Origin of the sequence: Lysinibacillus sp. NPDC058147 (assembly GCF_042884205.1) — a bacterium.
In the GTDB taxonomy this organism is placed as follows: Bacteria; Bacillota; Bacilli; order Bacillales_A; family Planococcaceae; genus Lysinibacillus.
Genome location: NZ_JBHVUJ010000005.1, coordinates 139599 through 156709, shown reverse-complemented (window position 1 = coordinate 156709; position 17111 = coordinate 139599). Strand labels below are relative to the sequence as shown.

The following is a 17111-nucleotide window of genomic DNA, read 5'->3' as shown; positions in this document are numbered from 1 at the left end:
AACTTAATTTCAAGTTCATAGTAAACAACATTTTTCCATTCAAAAAGGCGCCAGCTAACTGCAGTTAACTGACGCCTTTTCCATTATAATTAAGAAGGTTTTATTTCTTTTCCTTCTTTATCTTTGAAATTGCCGATAATAATCATAATAAAATCGATCAATGCCCAGATACCTAGTCCACCTAAAGTTATAATCATTAAAATACCAGTACCAATTTTACCTACGTAGAAACGATGTATTCCTAGGCCACCTAAAAAGAAACATAGTAAAATCATTACTATATAGTTTTTTTCAGAAGTTTGTTGTTGCATTTTTATCAATCACCTTTCTTACATGTAGTAATAATTTACTACATTTCCATTCAAGATTCTATCATTCTTTTACGTCTGACTCAACTAGTAATAAGTACCTATAAATCCATAGTTGGCCAGCGTATTATTCATTGCTATTAGGTAGATCTTATAACCTTCTTTATCGGGGAATTTGCCGATAACAATCCCGAGCAGTTTCCTGCGTTACCTGATCACTTTTCTCTCCTACCCGAGCAGTTTCTCGGGATACCCGATCACTTTTCTCTCCTACCTGAGCAGTTTCCTGCGCTACCCGATCACTTTTCCCTCCTACCCGAGCAGTTTCTCGGGATACCCGATCACTTTTCTCTCCTACCTGAGCAGTTTCCTGCGCTACCCGATCACTTTTCCCTCCTACCTGATCAGTTTCCTGCGTTACCCGATCACTTTGTCCTCCTACCTGAGCAGTTTCCTGCGCTACCCGATCACTTTTTCCTCCCTTTTCCTGCACTACCTGATCAGTTTCCTGCACCACCCGATCACTTTGCCAATAACCCCCGCCGATAAACAACAAAAAAATCGCCTCAAAAGTATTTGCATACCTTTGAGGCGATGTTAGTAAAGCTACTTAGTAATAGCTTATTTTAAGTTATAGAATGATTTTAAACCAAGATACTCAGCTGTTGAACCAAGTTGGTCCTCGATGCGAAGAAGTTGGTTGTATTTAGCTACGCGGTCTGTACGAGATGGAGCACCTGTTTTGATTTGACCAGCGTTTGTAGCAACTGCGATATCAGCAATTGTTGCATCTTCTGATTCACCAGAACGGTGAGAGATAACTGCAGTGTAACCAGCGCGTTTTGCCATTTCGATCGCTTCAAATGTTTCTGTTAACGTACCGATTTGGTTTACTTTGATAAGGATTGCATTACCAACACCTTGCTCAATACCAGCTGCTAATTTTTTCGTATTTGTTACGAATAGATCGTCGCCTACTAATTGTACGCGAGTGCCAATACGATCTGTTAATAATTTGTGTCCAGCCCAATCGTTTTCGTCTAAGCCATCTTCAATTGAGATGATTGGGTATTTGTTTGTTAGCTCTTCGTACCATTCAACCATTTCTTCAGAAGTTTTGACAACACCTTCACCGTCTAAGTGATATTTGCCATCTTCTTTATTGAATAATTCAGAAGAAGCAACGTCCATTGCAAGTTTTACTTCTTCACCTGGTTTATAGCCAGCTTTTTCGATTGCTTCTAAAATTACAGTAATGGCTTCTTCGTTAGAACCAAGGTTTGGTGCGAAACCACCTTCGTCACCTACAGCTGTATTATAGCCTTTAGCTTTAAGTACTGCTTTTAAGCTGTGGAAGATTTCAGCACCCATACGTAATGCATGACGGAATGATTCTGCTCCTACAGGCATTACCATGAATTCTTGAATGTCTACGTTGTTGTCAGCGTGAGCGCCACCGTTTATGATGTTCATCATTGGTACTGGTAGTTGTTTTGAGTTAAATCCACCAAGATATTGATAAAGAGGTACATCTAAGTAATCTGCCGCAGCATGTGCAACTGCCATTGATACACCTAGAATGGCGTTGGCACCTAGTTTACCTTTGTTTTCTGTGCCATCTAGCTCGATTAAAGCTTTGTCGATTACTACTTGATCAAGAACTGAGTAGTTACCTTCTAATTCTTGAGCAATAATTGTGTTTACATTTTCAACTGCTTTTAATACACCTTTGCCTAGGTAACGAGATTTGTCACCGTCGCGTAATTCTACTGCCTCATATTCACCTGTTGATGCACCTGATGGTACGATTGAGCGTCCAAAAGCACCTGATTCTGTAAATACTTCAACTTCTACCGTTGGATTCCCACGTGAGTCTAAAACTTCGCGCGCATAAATTTGTGTAATAAATGGCATAATTAATTCTCCTCTTTTTCAATTAATGATTGACCTGTCATTTCAGAAGGTTGTGACACCTCTAATAATTCTAACATGGTTGGCGCCAAATCGGCTAAAATGCCACCATTTCTTAACATTAAATTTGGTTTTGTCACAATTACTGGAACAGGGTTTGTTGTATGAGCTGTCATTGGAGCCCCTTCTAAAGTAAGAACTTCATCAGAGTTACCATGGTCAGCTGTAATAATAGCTGCGCCACCTTTTGCAAGGAGTGCATCTACTACTTTACCAAGACATTCATCGACTGTTTCAATGGCCTTGATTGTTGGCTCTAACATTCCGCTATGCCCAACCATATCAGGGTTAGCGAAATTAAGAATAATGCCATCAAATTTATCGGCCGCAATCTCTGCAAGCAATGCTTCTGTTACTTCATAAGCACTCATTTCAGGTTTTAGATCGTATGTTGCAACTTTTGGAGATGCAATTAAAATACGCTCTTCCCCTTCAAATTTCTCCTCACGCCCACCACTCATAAAGAATGTAACATGCGGATACTTTTCTGTTTCTGCAATACGAAGCTGTGTTTTGCCATTAGAAGCTAACACTTCACCAATCGTATTTTTTAAGTTGTCGTTTTCATACGCAACTTGAGCATGCACTTCATCACTGTAATGTGTGAATGATACAAATTTTAAATTCTTTGGATGGTTAGCTGATAAAGCAAAACCATCAAATTCACTATTTGTAAACACTTTAGATAGTTGAATAGCACGGTCAGGGCGGAAGTTGAAGAAAATAACAGCGTCATTATCCTCAATTGTTGCCACTGCTTCTCCTTGCTCTTGAACGCTAAATGGAATAACAAACTCATCTGTTACATCACGCTCATATGATTCAGCTACGCCACTTGCTGCGCTGTCAGCTGTTTGACCAACACCATCAACCAGTACATTGTAAGTAAGGGCTACACGATCCCAGCGTTTATCACGATCCATTGCATAGTAACGGCCATGAATTGAAGCGAATTGACCTACGCCAATGTCCTTCATTTGTTTTTCAGTTTCTTCAATATAGCCTAAAGCTGTTGATGGCCCAACATCACGACCATCTAAGAAACCATGTACAAAGACTTTGTCTAAGCCTTGTTGTTTGGCAAGCTTTAATAGTGCAAACATATGCTCATAATGGCTATGTACGCCACCGTCTGAAAGTAAACCCATAATATGAAGCTTAGATTGATGAGCTTTAGCATGTGCTATTGCATCTAATAATGCTTTATTCGTAAAGAAATCTCCTTCACGAATAGATTTGTTTAAGCGTGTTAAGCTTTGGTAGACAATACGTCCAGCACCTATATTTAGGTGTCCAACTTCAGAGTTCCCCATTTGACCTTCAGGTAACCCTACCGCTTCACCTGCAGCAGTTAAAGTTGAATGCGGGAACTCATTCCAAAAACGATCGAAGTTAGGTTTGTTTGCTTGGGCTACTGCATTTCCGAACGTTTCATCGCGAAATGCAAAGCCATCTAGAATGATTAATGCTACTGGCTTTTTAGGCATTAGCTGCCGCCTCCAATAATTTTAAATATGATTCTGGTTGTAAGCTTGCTCCACCAACTAAAGCGCCATCGATATGCTCTTTTGATAATAATTCCTGAATGTTTTCAGGTTTTACGCTACCGCCGTATTGAATACGTACAGCATTGGCCGTTTCATCGTTATATAATTCCTTCACTACTGCACGAATTGCTCCGCATACTTGGTTAGCATCTTCTGCTGTAGCTGTTTTACCTGTACCAATTGCCCAAATAGGTTCATAGGCGATCACCATATGTTCCACTTCTTGTGCTCCAAAACCAGCAAGTGCTGCTGTAATTTGATGCGCAACCTTTTGCTCAGTTGTCCCCGCTTCACGTTCCTCAAGCGTTTCTCCACAGCAAATAATTGGTACGATATTATGCGCAAGTGCTGCAGCAACCTTTTTATTGATGGCTTCATCTGTTTCGTTATAATATTCACGTCGTTCAGAATGTCCTAAAATAACATAGTCTACTTCCACGCTTGCTAGCTGAGCTGGACTAATTTCTCCAGTGAATGCACCTTCGTTTTCATAATGCATCGTTTGTGCACCAATTGCTAATTCAGATTCACTAGCAACTTGCACAAGCGTAGGTAGGTAAAGTGCTGGTGCACAAACAACAGCGTCTACTTTATCACTTGAAGGAAGTTTGTCCTGTACCGCATCAACAAACTGAATAGCCTCTTCAAATGATTTATACATTTTCCAGTTACCTGCAATAATTGGTTTACGCATCGTTATTGCCTCCTATGTTTTCATTAGTAAACGTTTATGTTTTGATTTATTTATCGTTTAATGCCACAATTCCAGGAAGCTCTCTGCCTTCCATTAATTCAAGCGATGCACCGCCACCTGTAGAAATGTGGTCCATTTTATCGGCAACTTCAAATTTTTCTACTGCTGCTGCAGAATCACCGCCGCCGATTACTGTATAACCAGCTGTTGCTGCCATAGCGTCAGCTACAGTTTTTGTACCATTCGCAAACTTATCCATTTCAAAGACACCCATTGGTCCATTCCAAATGATTAATTTAGAATTTTTAATAACTTCTGCATATTTAGCAGCTGTTTTCGGACCAATATCTAAGCCCATCCAATCCGCTGGAATAGCGTCTACATCTACAATTTGTGTTTCAGCATCTTTTGAAAATTCGTTTGCGACAACGGCATCGATTGGCATATGTAATTGCACGCCTTTTGCCTTTGCTTTTTCAATAAAGGATTTTGCTAAGTCGATTTTATCTTCCTCTAATAAAGATTTACCGATATCATAGCCTTGCGCTTTAATGAATGTGAAGGATAAACCGCCACCGATAATTAGATGGTCTACTTTTTCTAATAAGCTTTCAATAACACCAATTTTGTCTTTAACTTTGGCACCACCGATAATAGCTGTAAATGGGTGCTCTGGGTTAGATAGAGCTTTACCTAGCACATCTAACTCCTTTTGCATAAGGAAACCAGATACTGCTGGTACATACTTTGCAATTCCTTCAGTTGACGCGTGTGCACGGTGAGCTGCACCGAATGCATCATTGACATAAACGTCCGCTAATTTTGCAAATTGCTCTGCTAATGCTGGATCATTCTTCTCTTCACCAGCGTGGAAGCGAACATTTTCAAGAAGAATAATGTCGCCATTTTGCATATTTGCAACAGCTTCTTCTACTTCTTGACCAATCGACTCATCTAATTTTGTAACAGGTTTACCCATTAATTCAGCTAAACGTACACCTACTGCAGTTAGGCGCATATCCTCTTTTACTTCACCCTTTGGACGTCCTAAGTGAGAAGCTAAAATTACTTTGGCACCTTGTTCCACTAAATATTCAATTGTAGGAATTGCTGCTCGAATACGTGTTTCGTCAGTAATCGCACCATCTGCCATCGGTACATTAAAATCAACACGTACAAATACCCGCTTACCTTTTACATCAATATCTTTCATCGTCTTCTTATTTAACATGAAGAAACCCCCTTCAAAGTTTTATTCGTGAATTTTTCTGGATTCACCCATCTTGGCTCCTCACATCATTCACTTAACTGTATTAGATAAAAATAGTTGATCCATCATCACATAGCGTTATTTACTTTTTTCGTAATGTCATCCCAACTTTCATCACTGGAAGTTAGAGATTTTATGGCTCATATGCTGCTCCTAGAAAACCCAATCGGAACGAAATCAACCCACGTTATGGTGAAGTACCCTTTACTTGCTTTTATAGTAGCAAAAGTCACGTACTATGTCTTGCAATTGCATAACCATCATAAGGAATACGCCTATTGCATGTATTTAACACGTGTTCATCTTATATTTCGTATAAAAAAGGAGTAAGGGTAAATTTCCCTTACTCCCATTACCCTTGTATATTATATCTTTAAGATATTATAAAGGCTATACTTTTTGTGCGCAAAAAGCAGTATTATGTCACACTTTTTACTTTAGTTTTCGAATTATGACACTTATTTAGTGTTTAATCCTTTTTCTGCGATATATAAAGCTAAGTCCATTAAACGAGTAGAGTAACCAATTTCGTTATCATACCATGCTAGAACTTTTACCATACTATTTTCTAATACCATTGTAGAAAGACCATCTACAGTTGAAGAGTTATGGTTACCATTGTAGTCAATTGAAACTAAAGGTAATTCGTTGTATCCTAAAATGCCTTTAAGCTCGTTTTCAGAAGCTTCTTTTAATGCAGCATTAATGGATTCTTTTGTTACTTCTGATTTTAGCTCAACTACTAAGTCAACACATGAAACGTTTGGTGTTGGTACACGCATAGAGAAGCCATCTAATTTACCTTTTAGTTGAGGTAATACTTTTGAAACTGCTACTGCAGCTCCTGTTGTTGTTGGAATCATTGACACTGCACCAGCACGTGCACGACGTGGATCAGAGTGCGGGAAGTCAAGGATACGTTGATCGTTTGTATAAGAGTGAATTGTCGTCATCATACCGCGCTCAATACCGAATTTTTCATCAAGTATTTTTGCAACTGGCGCTAGACAGTTCGTTGTACAAGAAGCGTTTGAAATAACATCATCTGTTGCAGGGTTGTAATCCTCATGGTTAACACCCATTACAAACGTTGGCATTTCGCCCTTCGCTGGAGCCGAAAGGATAGCTTTCTTTGCACCTGCTTGAACATGTTTTCCCACTTCTTCCATCGAGCGGAATCTACCTGTACATTCAAGTACTACATCAACACCTAGTTCACCCCAAGGTAAATTAGCAGGATCTTTTTCTGCATACACGTTAATTTTTTTTCCATTTACTACGAAAGAATCGCCTTCTGCATAAACATCAGCATCGTAGATACCGTGTACTGAATCATAAGTTAATAAGTGTGCAAGCTGACCTGCATCTGTTAGGTCATTTACTGCAACCACTTCGATTTCATCGTGCTTCATAGCTTCACGAAATACTAATCGTCCAATACGTCCAAATCCGTTAATCGCTAATTTTAATGCCATTGTCAATTCCTCCAATATTGTTTAAATAATTAATTTTGCCTCGGACATTTATAATATCCACAATTGGCTTTATTCTCATTCAGAGAGTGTTGTAGCACCCGCTGAAATACGAGTTCCGTAGTTAATTTATTAAGAAGTTAAACTTTCAGCGATAGCTTTTGCGGCTACCTCATCCGTTATAAAAATAGTTTGCTTAGGCGCTACCTTAAAGTACGATAGCATTGCCTTCACTTTTTGTTTTCCAGCAGCAACTGCAATGATCTGCTTACTTCTTTGAACTTGCTCTAACTGAATACCGATTGTTCGAATTCGATGTACAATTTCGCCTTCTGCATTGAAATAATAGCCAAATGCTTCACTAACTGCACCCTTTTCTTCGAGTATCCGTAAATCTTCAGGCGATGAATTACGACGAACAGCCATTTCCTCTGCCGAACCAATACCATGAATGACACAGTCTGCATGATCATAATATTTCATCATTTCAGTTACCATTGGCTCTGTCAGCATTGCTTGATAGGCCTGCTCACTTAAATGCTCCGGTAAAAACAAGGTGCGATACTTTGCATCCATCTGCATGGCAAATGTTGAGACAAGTGTATTGGCTTGCATTTGCATTTCATGTCCAATACCTCCACGAGCAGCAACAAATGTGATGTTGCGTGGATCAGTTGGATGTAAAAATTGCGCGAGTGATGCAACCGACTTCCCACCAGTAACAGCTACTATTTGACCATCAAAGCTTGTTGACATAAATTGCTGTGCTGCCTCTTTTCCAAGCAATGTTAATATCGTATCGTCTTCATTGTAATCACCTGGCACAACAATTACATGCTGGAAGCCGAAATGGTTTTTCAATGATTTAGCTAGCTGTGTAAGACCAGACCATTCATAGACTAGTGCTCGTAGCTTATCAATAACTACTTCACCTTCGTCTGTACATACCATACCCGACTTTTGAGAATCTAATAACCCTTGCTCGCGTAAAATATCTGTTTCTTTACGAATTTCTCGTTCAGTCATTTTAAGTGAATCTGCAAGTGTACGACGCCCAATTGGTTGCATAAGCTGAACTGTTTGCAAAATACGATATCTCGATTGAAGAAGCGGATACATTTCTGGAAGTAGCCTTTGCTGTGCCTCAGGTACAGATAACATATTTATCTACTCCCTTTTCAATAGCGGTGGGTTACTTTCGGTCCCACTATATAAAATTATGTCCCACTTACAATTTCATTATAATACGCTTTATAAATAATGTAAAGTGACAAAAAAATTGTTTAATTTACAATAAAGCCGTTTAGTAAGAGAAGAATTATTAGAAGTGAAATGAAGCTCTCTATTATCCAACTATGAAAATGTTTAATAAAATGGAATCAATTTACATCCTATTCGTATTAATAGATAATAGGATATATCAAAAAAATAGTTGGCTTACATATATAAGGGAGGATTTCAAATTGAAGAATTCTATTTCGAAAGCATTAGAATGTCCAAAATGCGGAGGGAAGGAATTGGGGAAAGGTAAGCAAAATGGATATGGTGTAATCCATCCTGAAAATAAGATGAGTATAGGTTCAGCTGTTGAATTCATCATTTGCACAGAATGTGGATTTATTATTGAAAGCTATGTAAAAAAACCAGAGAAATTTAAGGGTACAATTTTTTGAGGAAATATTGTAAACAAAGCTAAAGGGAATTTTTTTAATAAAAACACTCTGGAATTAGCGTTCGTTGTATGTAGACACATAAAGGACTATTTATTTTATGTATAGTAGCCTAATTAAGAATACGCTAAAGTTTAAATTAGATTTTTTTGCAAAAGACAATTGCAAAAAGAATGGATTAGGTGATTGGAGTGGAGGCTGGGCGACTCCTTGGGGACCAGTAATAGAGGAACGCGAGTGAAGCGGCTCATCGGACGCCCCCAGGAAGCTTTGCTCTGTGCGAAAGCGTAGCGACAGCAACAACAAATGTTTTCTGTGCGAAAGTAACGGCAGCGATAAAAGCGCCCAGTCGGAATGGAAATCAACCACACGTTATGCTGATGAGTCTGATAAATATAAATATCGTGTTTAGTTTCTAGTATTAATGAAAAACTCGTAGCCAATTAGACATGGCTACGAGTTTTTTGTTAGCTTATTTTGTGTAAGATAAAATTGCGTTTTTCTTAAATCCGCATAAAGCTTTTGTAGCTTCATTTTTATTTGTGTATTCAAAAATACGAACGTCCTTTTTCTCAAATACTGTAATAACCCACATTGTAAAATCTCCCTTCAACTATACGTTTTTGTAATATAACAACCACTAAAAATGTGATACTATTGATAAACTGTTTTATAACAACCTCTTACTGATTCCTATTCTACTCCTATTTTTTTAAAAATAAAGCCAAATGTGAAGGTCTTCACAAACTGTTCAAACTTTAAACGCTTTCATTGAACAATTTGTGAATTGTGGTTATTACCGCTAAAGATTTGGGTAAAGTAACAAAAAAATTCCGCTCCTTCTTCACTGCCACATGTAGTGAAGAGATGCGAAATTTTTAGGAAAGGTAAAATTCACTTAATGTTTTTCTTCATTAATCGAGCGATTTGTTGCTCATTTGTATGTTCGATTTCTTCTAATTTTTGAATCACTAATTGCTGTCTATTATTAGAATGATTCTGGCTTAATTTCTTCTTTCCTTCCATACTTAAGATTTTTATTCTAAAGCCCTGAACTCCTTTGTTTAGATTGCTTACAAGCTGCTCTTCTACTTCGGTTAGGCTATATGTGCTGTTATGATGTTCATATTTTTTAATCATGTTGTTAAAGGATTTTATTAATTCTTCATCGTGTTCAATAAGCTCGATTTCTCCATAAACATGTACTGCTACATAATTCCATGTTGGGACAGCTTGATTTGTTTCATACCATGATGGGGATATATAGCAATGTGGCCCATGAAATATCGCTAAAACCTGTTGATTTTCAATATCTTTCCATTGAGGATTACCCTTTGCAAAATGCCCCATTAAACAATCTTTTGTGTCATTCAACAATAAAGGAAGATGTGTAGCAAAAGGCATTCCTTCATGAGTCGAAAAGAGTGTTGCAAAACCGTTTTCCTGAATAACTTCTATCATCTCGGAAACATCCTTCATTTTAAAAGCCGCTGGTATGTACATAAGCAAATCCCCCTTTGTTATTCGCTACACAAATACTCCATAAGTGTTGCGTAATCCAAATTGCCGTATTGTATCACTTGCCCATCCTTTTCCACTACCGGAATCATTAACATATACTTTTCATGTATGCTCTCATCTTCTTCAATATTAATAATCTCTATATCGAAATCGATATCTTCCTGTACAAGCTTTAATGTATGCAGTCCCTCTACACATAGTCCACAATTATCTCGACTAAAAAATTTCACGTTCAATTACAGCACCTCCCTTAAAAGCTATTATAAAACGAAACAGTTATTAATAAGCAAGATACTGTAATAACACCTTTTGTTTATTGTTTAATTGTTTCAGAATCTTTTTTAACAACATTAGTATTCTTGCCAATAATTACGGAAGCTACAACAATGAAGGCAATTACTATAGTAAATAATGTAATGGATTCATTGAGAAATAAAGCTGCAAAAATAATCATTAAAAATGGCTGTAAATATTGAATTTGGCTTACTCTTGAAATGCCTCCCATAGCCATCCCACCATACCAGGCTACATATGCTAAAAATTGACTCACAATAGCAAGGTACAAAAAGCTAATCCAAGCTTTTAAAGGAGCGTGCAACATCTCAGCTGATACGTTTAGTAACACTGGAATAATAAGAAAAGGAGTAGCAATTATAATTGCCCAAGCAATTACTTGCCAGCTTCCTAATTCTCGTGCTAGTACCCCTCCTTCAGCATAGCTAAGTCCGAGTATAATGACTGCTACCAATAATGCTAAATCTGCAACATGTAATTGGCCCAGTCCTAGATACATAGCGTAAATCATTACTGCCAATGCGCCAACTATACTTGATATCCAAAATTTAATGGACGGAAATTCGCCTCCCCTTATCATTGCAAACCCCGCTGTAGCTAAAGGTAAAAGGGCTAACTCTACAGCTCCATGAGAAACTGGCAAACTTGTCATAGCCCAAGAGGTGAGCAAGGGGAATCCTAAAACTGCGCCTAAAGAGACAATAATTAAACTCTTGAATTGACGAGCAGTAGGTAGTTTTTCTTTTTTCACAATCAATACTAGAGCAACTAAAATTGAAGCTACTACCGCTCTTCCTAAGCCAACAATTGTAGTTCCAAAATATTCTACTGCTACACTTGTTGCAGGTAATGTTAAGCTGAAACAGATGACGCCCACTAAGCCTAATAATAACCCCATTTTTTCCTTCTTATTGTCCTGCACCTTTACCAACCCCTTATATTTTTATACAAATCTGTACCATTTGTGCTGGTATAATAAATATTAAGAGGAACTACCTTAAAAATAAACGGAATTTTCCGTCATCTGTCCTGGTACAGAATAAAGGAGGCTTTGCATTGTATACAAAATATAATGAGGTTATTGATGAAATTAAAGATCAACTAGCACAGGGTTTACTTATAGCAGGTAGTAAACTTCCTTCAGTACGACAACTTTCTGAAAAATTCTCCTGCAGTAAAAACACAGTTGTTAAAGCATATGAAGAGCTAGAAAAAGAGCACTTAATTTTTTCTGTTCCCAAAAGCGGCTATTATGTTGTCAATGAATTTCAAAATCCAGACAGTAAAAATGATATTATTGACTTTTTGTCTGCTGGTCCTGATAAAGACATCATACCCTACATTGATTTTCAGCACTGTATTAATCAGGCCATTGATACTTATAAAGAAGAATTATTCACTTACACCGATCAACAATGTCTATACTCTTTACGACTTCAAATGGTGAAGTATTTGCAAAGCTTACAAGTATTTACCGAACCCGAAAGATTATTTATTGTGTCTGGCTCTCAGCAGGCTCTTAATTTATTAGTTTCTATGCCATTTCCAAATGGAAAAAACAATATTTTAATTGAACAGCCTACTTATTTTGGCTTTATAGAATCTGCCAATTTACAGCAAGTGACTACGTTCGGGATTGATTTATCTATGGATGGAATTGATTTCGATCGTCTAGAATATATATTTCGCAATAACGATATCAAGTTTTTCTATATTGTTCCGAGGTTTCAAAATCCACTTGGACATAGCTATACAAATAAAGAGAAAAAAAGGATTGTAGAATTAGCGGAAAAATACGATGTCTATATAGTTGAGGATGACTTTTTAGGGGATTTGGATCCAAATACTAAATCAGATCCATTATTCGCTTACAATCCTTCTGGCAGAGTCATTTATATTAAAAGTTTTTCTAAAGTTTTTCTGCCTGGTCTAAGAGTTGCGTCTTTAGTTCTTCCAAAAATAATGAGTAACAATTTTTTACGCTATAAATTTACTGCCGATTTTAATAGTTCTGTTCTTTCGCAAGGAGCATTAGAAATTTATTTAAAAAACGGAATGTTTAATAGCCATATTAAGAAAATAAAAGAGCTATATTATAGAAAAATGATATATCTTCAGGAAGCTTGTGAGTTATTATTGCCAAATAACACGTATTATACAAAACCCTCTTCTGGATTTTATCTTACTATCTTCCTGCCTGGGAAAGTGACCGCAAAGCAGATTGTAAATTTGTTAAAGGAACAAAATGTCCTTGTGGATGATGCGGCTAGAATGTTCCTACCAGAATATAAAAAGGAAAACATGATTCGATTAAGCGTTTCTCAAGTGAATGAGCATCAAATTCATGCCGGAGTAGATAAACTGACTCAGTGTATCACAATTATTGATAATAAAAATGATATATATCGAAATAGTTTTCAGCTCTTATAATAACTCTTCATCCAAATATGTCTTGACTGTACAACTAGAAAAAACTGTGCAAGATACTTCCTGCACAGTCTTCTTTCTTATTATTTTTTGAGATGGCTATCTAAGAATTTGAGCATTGCATTGTAGAATTCGATTTTGTTTTCTTCATTATGGAAACCGTGGCCTTCATTATCCTTCACCATGTATTCCACATCAACGCCTCTAGCACGTAATGCTTCAACGATTTGATCAGATTCAGCCTTATTTACACGTGGATCATTTGCACCTTGAGCTACAAATAATGGTGTTTTAATTTTATCCACATGGAAGACAGGTGAAACGGCTGTTAATAGCTCTTTATCCTTCTCTGGATCGCCTACACGCTTATAGAGTTGGTTACGTAATGTGTCCCAATACGGAGGGATTGAATTTAAAAATGTAAAGATGTTGGATACACCTACATAGTCCACTGCTGCAGCATATAAATCTGGGGTATACGTAATTCCTGCTAAAGTTGCATACCCTCCAAATGATGCACCGTAAATTCCGATGCGTTTAGAGTCAGCTATACCTTGGTCGATTGCCCATTGTACACCATCTGTAATATCATCTTGTATTTTTAGACCCCATTGTTTATAACCAGCCTCTAAAAACTCTTTTCCATAGCCAGTTGAAGTACGGAAATTCACTTGTAGTACTGCATAACCGCGGTTTGCTAGTAACTGTACTTCTGGGTTAAAGCCCCATGCATCGCGGAACCATGGACCACCGTGTGGATTGACGATAAGTGGCAGATTTTTTGCCTCTTTATTTTTCGGTAAAGTTAAATAACCGTTAATTGTTAGTCCGTCTTGACTTTTATATGAAATTGGGTGCATTTCTGCAAGCTCTTCTTGTTTTAACCAAGGGCTTAATGTTGCCATTTCTGTCATTTCATCTGTTGTTGAATCGTAGTAATAGTATTTTCCATAAACAGTGTCACTAGAAACGCTGACAATGAATTTTGTCATTTCTTTATTGTAATCATTAATGCCTAATTCACTTTCATCGACACCTAATTTGTTCTGAATTTTACGGAATAGTTTTTCAAAGTCCTCGTCAAAGAATTGATAATGAGTCTTGTCTGATACATATGCACCGTACAATACTTTATCTTTCTCAGCACTATATAATACACTCGAAACATCTACTTCTGAATTGGACATAATTACTTCTTCTTTACCTTCTAAATCATATTTAACTACTTCTACTTTGTCTCTTCCTTTATTAGATTTTGCTAAAATATGTTTATTGTCTTTAGTAAAACCAAGTGGCGTTACTTCATCCCCTTCTTCCATTTCAATGAATGGCTTGAATTCATCTTTCTCTGAATCTCGATATAGGACAGTGCCTACTACTCCATCTGAAGCAACTGCCATACGTACATTTCCATCACGATCTGCTATCCAGCTCGTAATGTTACCTGGGTTTTTCGCAACATGTGTAGTTTTACCAGTCTTTAGGTTAAGCTTGTAGACATCAAAGACTTTTGCATCTTCTTTATTCATCATAATAAGGATTTCGTCTTTAACGCCTTTTAAGCTACTTAATAATCCTACTGTTACATTTGGATAAGGTGTTAAATCCTTTTCCTCATTACCATTAAATGTTGTTGAATAAATGTGGAAGTTTTCATCGCCACCTTTATCCTTTAAATATAGTAAATTATCATCTTTCCAGAAGAATCCCCCGATATCACGATCCGTTGAATTGGATACACGTACTGGCTCGCTGTCGTCATTCATTTTTTTTACGAAAACGTTTGAGCGATTTTCCCATGCTGCGGCATAAGTAATGTAATTGCCATCTGGTGAAAGTTCATAGCCGAAGCTTCCTGGGCTTTTCATGAAATCTTCTACGGAAATCTCTTTCACACCTTGATTATCGGTTAGACCATTTTTCACATTTTTAGCATTGTTTAAAATTTTGACTGCATCTTGTTTAGAAATTGCTTCACTAGCTGAAAGACCGTTAAATAAACCAAGCTTATTTGCTTTTTCTTGATACTCAGCAAGTGTTGTTTCTTTTTCCTCTTTATTTAAAGCTCTTACTAAAATACGTGACGCTTCATCACGTTTAATATTCACACTTAAATCTTTTAATTCTTCGCCTTTTACCCATTGATCAATGATTTGCTGACGCATTGTATCTGATCCATGTTGATATGTTAGAGCTGTTACAGTTAAATCTAGAAACTCCTTAGCAGATAGTCGTTCCTCTTTTACTTCTACTTGACTGCTAGTTTCATTAGCAGCACGCACTTCCTGCATAGATACAGGAATGACAGCAGATGTCGTTAAAATAACCGCTAATGAAGCTGATAAAAACCTTCTTTTCAAATTAATTCCTCCTTATATCAGTACGCGTTATATCGTTAGTCGATACAATTGAATTATAACAATTTTATCCTTATTGTCAATAATTGATAATAATTAAATAAAATTACCTTTTAATCCAATAAAAAAATGAACTGCAATGAGTTCACTTTTTAAATATCATCTACAATTGCATCTGGATTCTGAAAGAAGTTAAAATTTCCGACTCGCACCTCCACCAGCAGATGAGCCGCCTCCGAATCCTCCAAAGCCGCCGCCCCTAGAGCCGCCACCGAAACCACCCGGAAAACCACCACGTCCGCCACGTCTACCAGAACGAGGACCGCCTCCTCTACCATTAGAAATAAATGTATAAACAATAAGTACTATAATAGCGATTAAAACAATCATCCACGTTGGCATTTTTTCATTGTCAGCTGTATTTTTAGGCATCTCTCCATTCCAATTGTACTCCTTCGCTACAGTTTGAAATACTTCAGTGTACGTAGCTTTAAATGCCTTATCAATATCTCCAGCACTTGCATTTGGATAAAATGCTGAATCTAAAATGCGCCCCAATTTGCCATCAGGTAATGCTCCTTCGAGACCTTGACCTACAGCAATGACGACATCATTATTGCCATCGCCTTGCCCGAACGTTGCCAAAATTAAAACACCATTATTTTTTTTTGCATCGCCAATGCCCCATGAACGAATCATTTTGGTTGCATACATTTTTGGTTCTTCTCCGTTAATATTATCTACGGTTACGACCATAATTTCGGCTCCTGTACCTTTGTCTAGCTGCTCCGAATAATTATTAAGCTCTTCTTTCATAGATGAAGATAAAACATTAGCAAAATCATGAATATACGTATTTTTCATCGGTGTCGGCATTGCGGCATCTGCCATTCTTATAGATAAAATAAACATGATACCAACAATAGTAAGTTGGGTTATCAACCGTTTCATTATTGTTTACCTGAACTGCCAAAATCTATAGATGGTGCCTTTTCAGTACCCGCAGCTGCTTTAAAGTATTCTTTCTGCTCAAAACCAAACATCCCTGCAATTAAATTGCCCGGGAAACGTTTGACTGTTTTATTAAAAGCCTGCACTTCATTGTTGTAGTCTTCTCGAGCAACAGCTAAGCGATTTTCTGTTCCAGCTAATTCATCCATTAGTTGACGGAAATTTGCATCTGCCTTTAAATTCGGATAATTTTCTACGACTACTAGCAATCGACTAAGTGCTCCGTTCAATGCATCATTGGCAACTGCTTGTTCCTTTGGACTGTGTGCACTTCCCATTTGCGCTCGTGCCTCTGTAATGCTAGCGATCACTTCTTTCTCATGGTTGGCATATCCTTTTACTGATTCTACCAAGTTCGGAATCAAATCGTAGCGACGTTGTAGCTGATTTTCAACCTGAGCCCATTTCGAAACAACGCTTTCCTCAGCAGTTACAAGGCTATTGTATTTTGGAATAAATAGTAAGGCCAATACAACTAAAATAATAACGATAATTCCTATAGGTCCAAATATTTTTTTCAATTTTTTAACCTCCTACGCTTTCTTTATAGTGATAATCCTTTCTTTTTC

Annotated in this window: 17 protein-coding genes; 3 read left to right on the top strand and 14 right to left on the bottom strand. The window is 37.3% G+C overall.

Annotated features, from left to right (window positions below):
* Nucleotides 1-89: 89 nt before the first annotated feature.
* The gene (locus ACFVT8_RS16235; protein ID WP_387083534.1) at nt 90-311 is read right to left on the bottom strand and encodes a TM2 domain-containing protein; all 222 of its coding nucleotides are present in this window, start codon (nt 309-311) and stop codon (nt 90-92) included.
* 172 nt (nt 312-483) lie between these two features.
* On the opposite strand from ACFVT8_RS16235, the gene ACFVT8_RS16230 reads away from it, so the two are divergent.
* A complete protein-coding gene (locus ACFVT8_RS16230) occupies nt 484-909 on the top strand; it encodes a hypothetical protein (protein WP_387224302.1) in 426 nt (141 codons plus the stop codon).
* Between the two features lie 20 nt (nt 910-929).
* On the opposite strand, the gene eno is transcribed toward ACFVT8_RS16230, so the two are convergent.
* From eno to ACFVT8_RS16200, 6 genes are all read right to left on the bottom strand, one after another.
* Entirely contained in the window at nt 930-2222 is a 1293-nt protein-coding gene (gene eno, locus ACFVT8_RS16225; RefSeq protein ID WP_387083531.1) for a phosphopyruvate hydratase, read from the bottom strand.
* 2 nt (nt 2223-2224) lie between these two features.
* Nucleotides 2225-3766 (bottom strand): 2,3-bisphosphoglycerate-independent phosphoglycerate mutase, encoded by a 1542-nt coding sequence (gpmI, locus tag ACFVT8_RS16220; RefSeq protein WP_387083530.1) that lies wholly within the window; start codon nt 3764-3766, stop codon nt 2225-2227.
* Entirely contained in the window at nt 3759-4520 is a 762-nt protein-coding gene (tpiA, locus tag ACFVT8_RS16215; RefSeq protein ID WP_387083529.1) for a triose-phosphate isomerase, read from the bottom strand. The genes gpmI and tpiA overlap by 8 nt, the downstream gene beginning before the upstream one ends.
* A gap of 46 nt (nt 4521-4566) precedes the next feature.
* Nucleotides 4567-5751, bottom strand: coding sequence for a phosphoglycerate kinase (locus ACFVT8_RS16210; RefSeq protein WP_387083528.1), 1185 nt, complete (start codon nt 5749-5751; stop codon nt 4567-4569).
* 497 nt (nt 5752-6248) lie between these two features.
* A complete protein-coding gene (gene gap / locus ACFVT8_RS16205; protein ID WP_387083527.1) occupies nt 6249-7265 on the bottom strand; it encodes a type I glyceraldehyde-3-phosphate dehydrogenase in 1017 nt (338 codons plus the stop codon).
* A 129-nt stretch (nt 7266-7394) separates the two neighbouring features.
* Nucleotides 7395-8423 carry a sugar-binding transcriptional regulator gene (locus tag ACFVT8_RS16200; RefSeq protein ID WP_387083526.1) on the bottom strand — a complete coding sequence of 343 codons (1029 nt, stop codon included), beginning with the start codon at nt 8421-8423 and terminating at the stop codon, nt 7395-7397.
* A 302-nt stretch (nt 8424-8725) separates the two neighbouring features.
* Here ACFVT8_RS16200 and ACFVT8_RS16195 point away from each other — a divergent pair, with 302 nt between their 5' ends.
* Entirely contained in the window at nt 8726-8935 is a 210-nt protein-coding gene (locus tag ACFVT8_RS16195) for a transcription initiation factor TFIIIB (protein ID WP_387083525.1), read from the top strand.
* 469 nt (nt 8936-9404) lie between these two features.
* Here the strand turns inward: ACFVT8_RS16195 and ACFVT8_RS16190 are convergent, their stop codons facing one another.
* From ACFVT8_RS16190 to ACFVT8_RS16175, 4 genes are all read right to left on the bottom strand, one after another.
* Nucleotides 9405-9527 (bottom strand): hypothetical protein, encoded by a 123-nt coding sequence (locus tag ACFVT8_RS16190; protein ID WP_255350026.1) that lies wholly within the window; start codon nt 9525-9527, stop codon nt 9405-9407.
* A 299-nt stretch (nt 9528-9826) separates the two neighbouring features.
* A complete protein-coding gene (locus ACFVT8_RS16185; RefSeq protein ID WP_387083524.1) occupies nt 9827-10435 on the bottom strand; it encodes an FMN-binding negative transcriptional regulator in 609 nt (202 codons plus the stop codon).
* 17 nt (nt 10436-10452) lie between these two features.
* The gene (locus tag ACFVT8_RS16180) at nt 10453-10689 is read right to left on the bottom strand and encodes a glutaredoxin family protein (protein ID WP_387083523.1); all 237 of its coding nucleotides are present in this window, start codon (nt 10687-10689) and stop codon (nt 10453-10455) included.
* A gap of 77 nt (nt 10690-10766) precedes the next feature.
* A complete protein-coding gene (locus ACFVT8_RS16175; protein ID WP_387083705.1) occupies nt 10767-11645 on the bottom strand; it encodes a DMT family transporter in 879 nt (292 codons plus the stop codon).
* A 158-nt stretch (nt 11646-11803) separates the two neighbouring features.
* On the opposite strand from ACFVT8_RS16175, the gene ACFVT8_RS16170 reads away from it, so the two are divergent.
* Nucleotides 11804-13177 (top strand): aminotransferase-like domain-containing protein, encoded by a 1374-nt coding sequence (locus ACFVT8_RS16170; RefSeq protein ID WP_387083522.1) that lies wholly within the window; start codon nt 11804-11806, stop codon nt 13175-13177.
* An 80-nt stretch (nt 13178-13257) separates the two neighbouring features.
* On the opposite strand, the gene ACFVT8_RS16165 is transcribed toward ACFVT8_RS16170, so the two are convergent.
* The 3 genes from ACFVT8_RS16165 to ACFVT8_RS16155 all read right to left on the bottom strand — a co-directional run bounded on the left by ACFVT8_RS16165 (nt 13258) and on the right by ACFVT8_RS16155 (nt 17063).
* Complete coding sequence (locus tag ACFVT8_RS16165) at nt 13258-15534, bottom strand: S9 family peptidase (RefSeq protein WP_387083521.1); 2277 nt, start codon at nt 15532-15534, stop codon at nt 13258-13260.
* 189 nt (nt 15535-15723) lie between these two features.
* Nucleotides 15724-16482 carry a TPM domain-containing protein gene (locus ACFVT8_RS16160; protein ID WP_387083520.1) on the bottom strand — a complete coding sequence of 253 codons (759 nt, stop codon included), beginning with the start codon at nt 16480-16482 and terminating at the stop codon, nt 15724-15726.
* Nucleotides 16482-17063 (bottom strand): LemA family protein, encoded by a 582-nt coding sequence (locus tag ACFVT8_RS16155; RefSeq protein WP_387083519.1) that lies wholly within the window; start codon nt 17061-17063, stop codon nt 16482-16484. The genes ACFVT8_RS16160 and ACFVT8_RS16155 overlap by 1 nt, the downstream gene beginning before the upstream one ends.
* Between the last annotated feature and the right edge of the window lie 48 nt (nt 17064-17111).

What these genes read in the sequence shown, in the direction of transcription:
- ACFVT8_RS16235 (WP_387083534.1), bottom strand. Translation starts at nt 311, where the DNA reads ATGCAACAACAAACTTCTGAAAAAAACTATATAGTAATGATTTTACTA.
- eno (WP_387083531.1), bottom strand. Translation starts at nt 2,222, where the DNA reads ATGCCATTTATTACACAAATTTATGCGCGCGAAGTTTTAGACTCACGT.
- gpmI (WP_387083530.1), bottom strand. Translation starts at nt 3,766, where the DNA reads ATGCCTAAAAAGCCAGTAGCATTAATCATTCTAGATGGCTTTGCATTT.
- tpiA (WP_387083529.1), bottom strand. Translation starts at nt 4,520, where the DNA reads ATGCGTAAACCAATTATTGCAGGTAACTGGAAAATGTATAAATCATTT.
- ACFVT8_RS16210 (WP_387083528.1), bottom strand. Translation starts at nt 5,751, where the DNA reads ATGTTAAATAAGAAGACGATGAAAGATATTGATGTAAAAGGTAAGCGG.
- gap (WP_387083527.1), bottom strand. Translation starts at nt 7,265, where the DNA reads ATGGCATTAAAATTAGCGATTAACGGATTTGGACGTATTGGACGATTA.
- ACFVT8_RS16200 (WP_387083526.1), bottom strand. Translation starts at nt 8,423, where the DNA reads ATGTTATCTGTACCTGAGGCACAGCAAAGGCTACTTCCAGAAATGTAT.
- ACFVT8_RS16190 (WP_255350026.1), bottom strand. Translation starts at nt 9,527, where the DNA reads ATGTGGGTTATTACAGTATTTGAGAAAAAGGACGTTCGTATTTTTGAA.
- ACFVT8_RS16185 (WP_387083524.1), bottom strand. Translation starts at nt 10,435, where the DNA reads ATGTACATACCAGCGGCTTTTAAAATGAAGGATGTTTCCGAGATGATA.
- ACFVT8_RS16175 (WP_387083705.1), bottom strand. Translation starts at nt 11,645, where the DNA reads ATGGGGTTATTATTAGGCTTAGTGGGCGTCATCTGTTTCAGCTTAACA.
- ACFVT8_RS16160 (WP_387083520.1), bottom strand. Translation starts at nt 16,482, where the DNA reads ATGAAACGGTTGATAACCCAACTTACTATTGTTGGTATCATGTTTATT.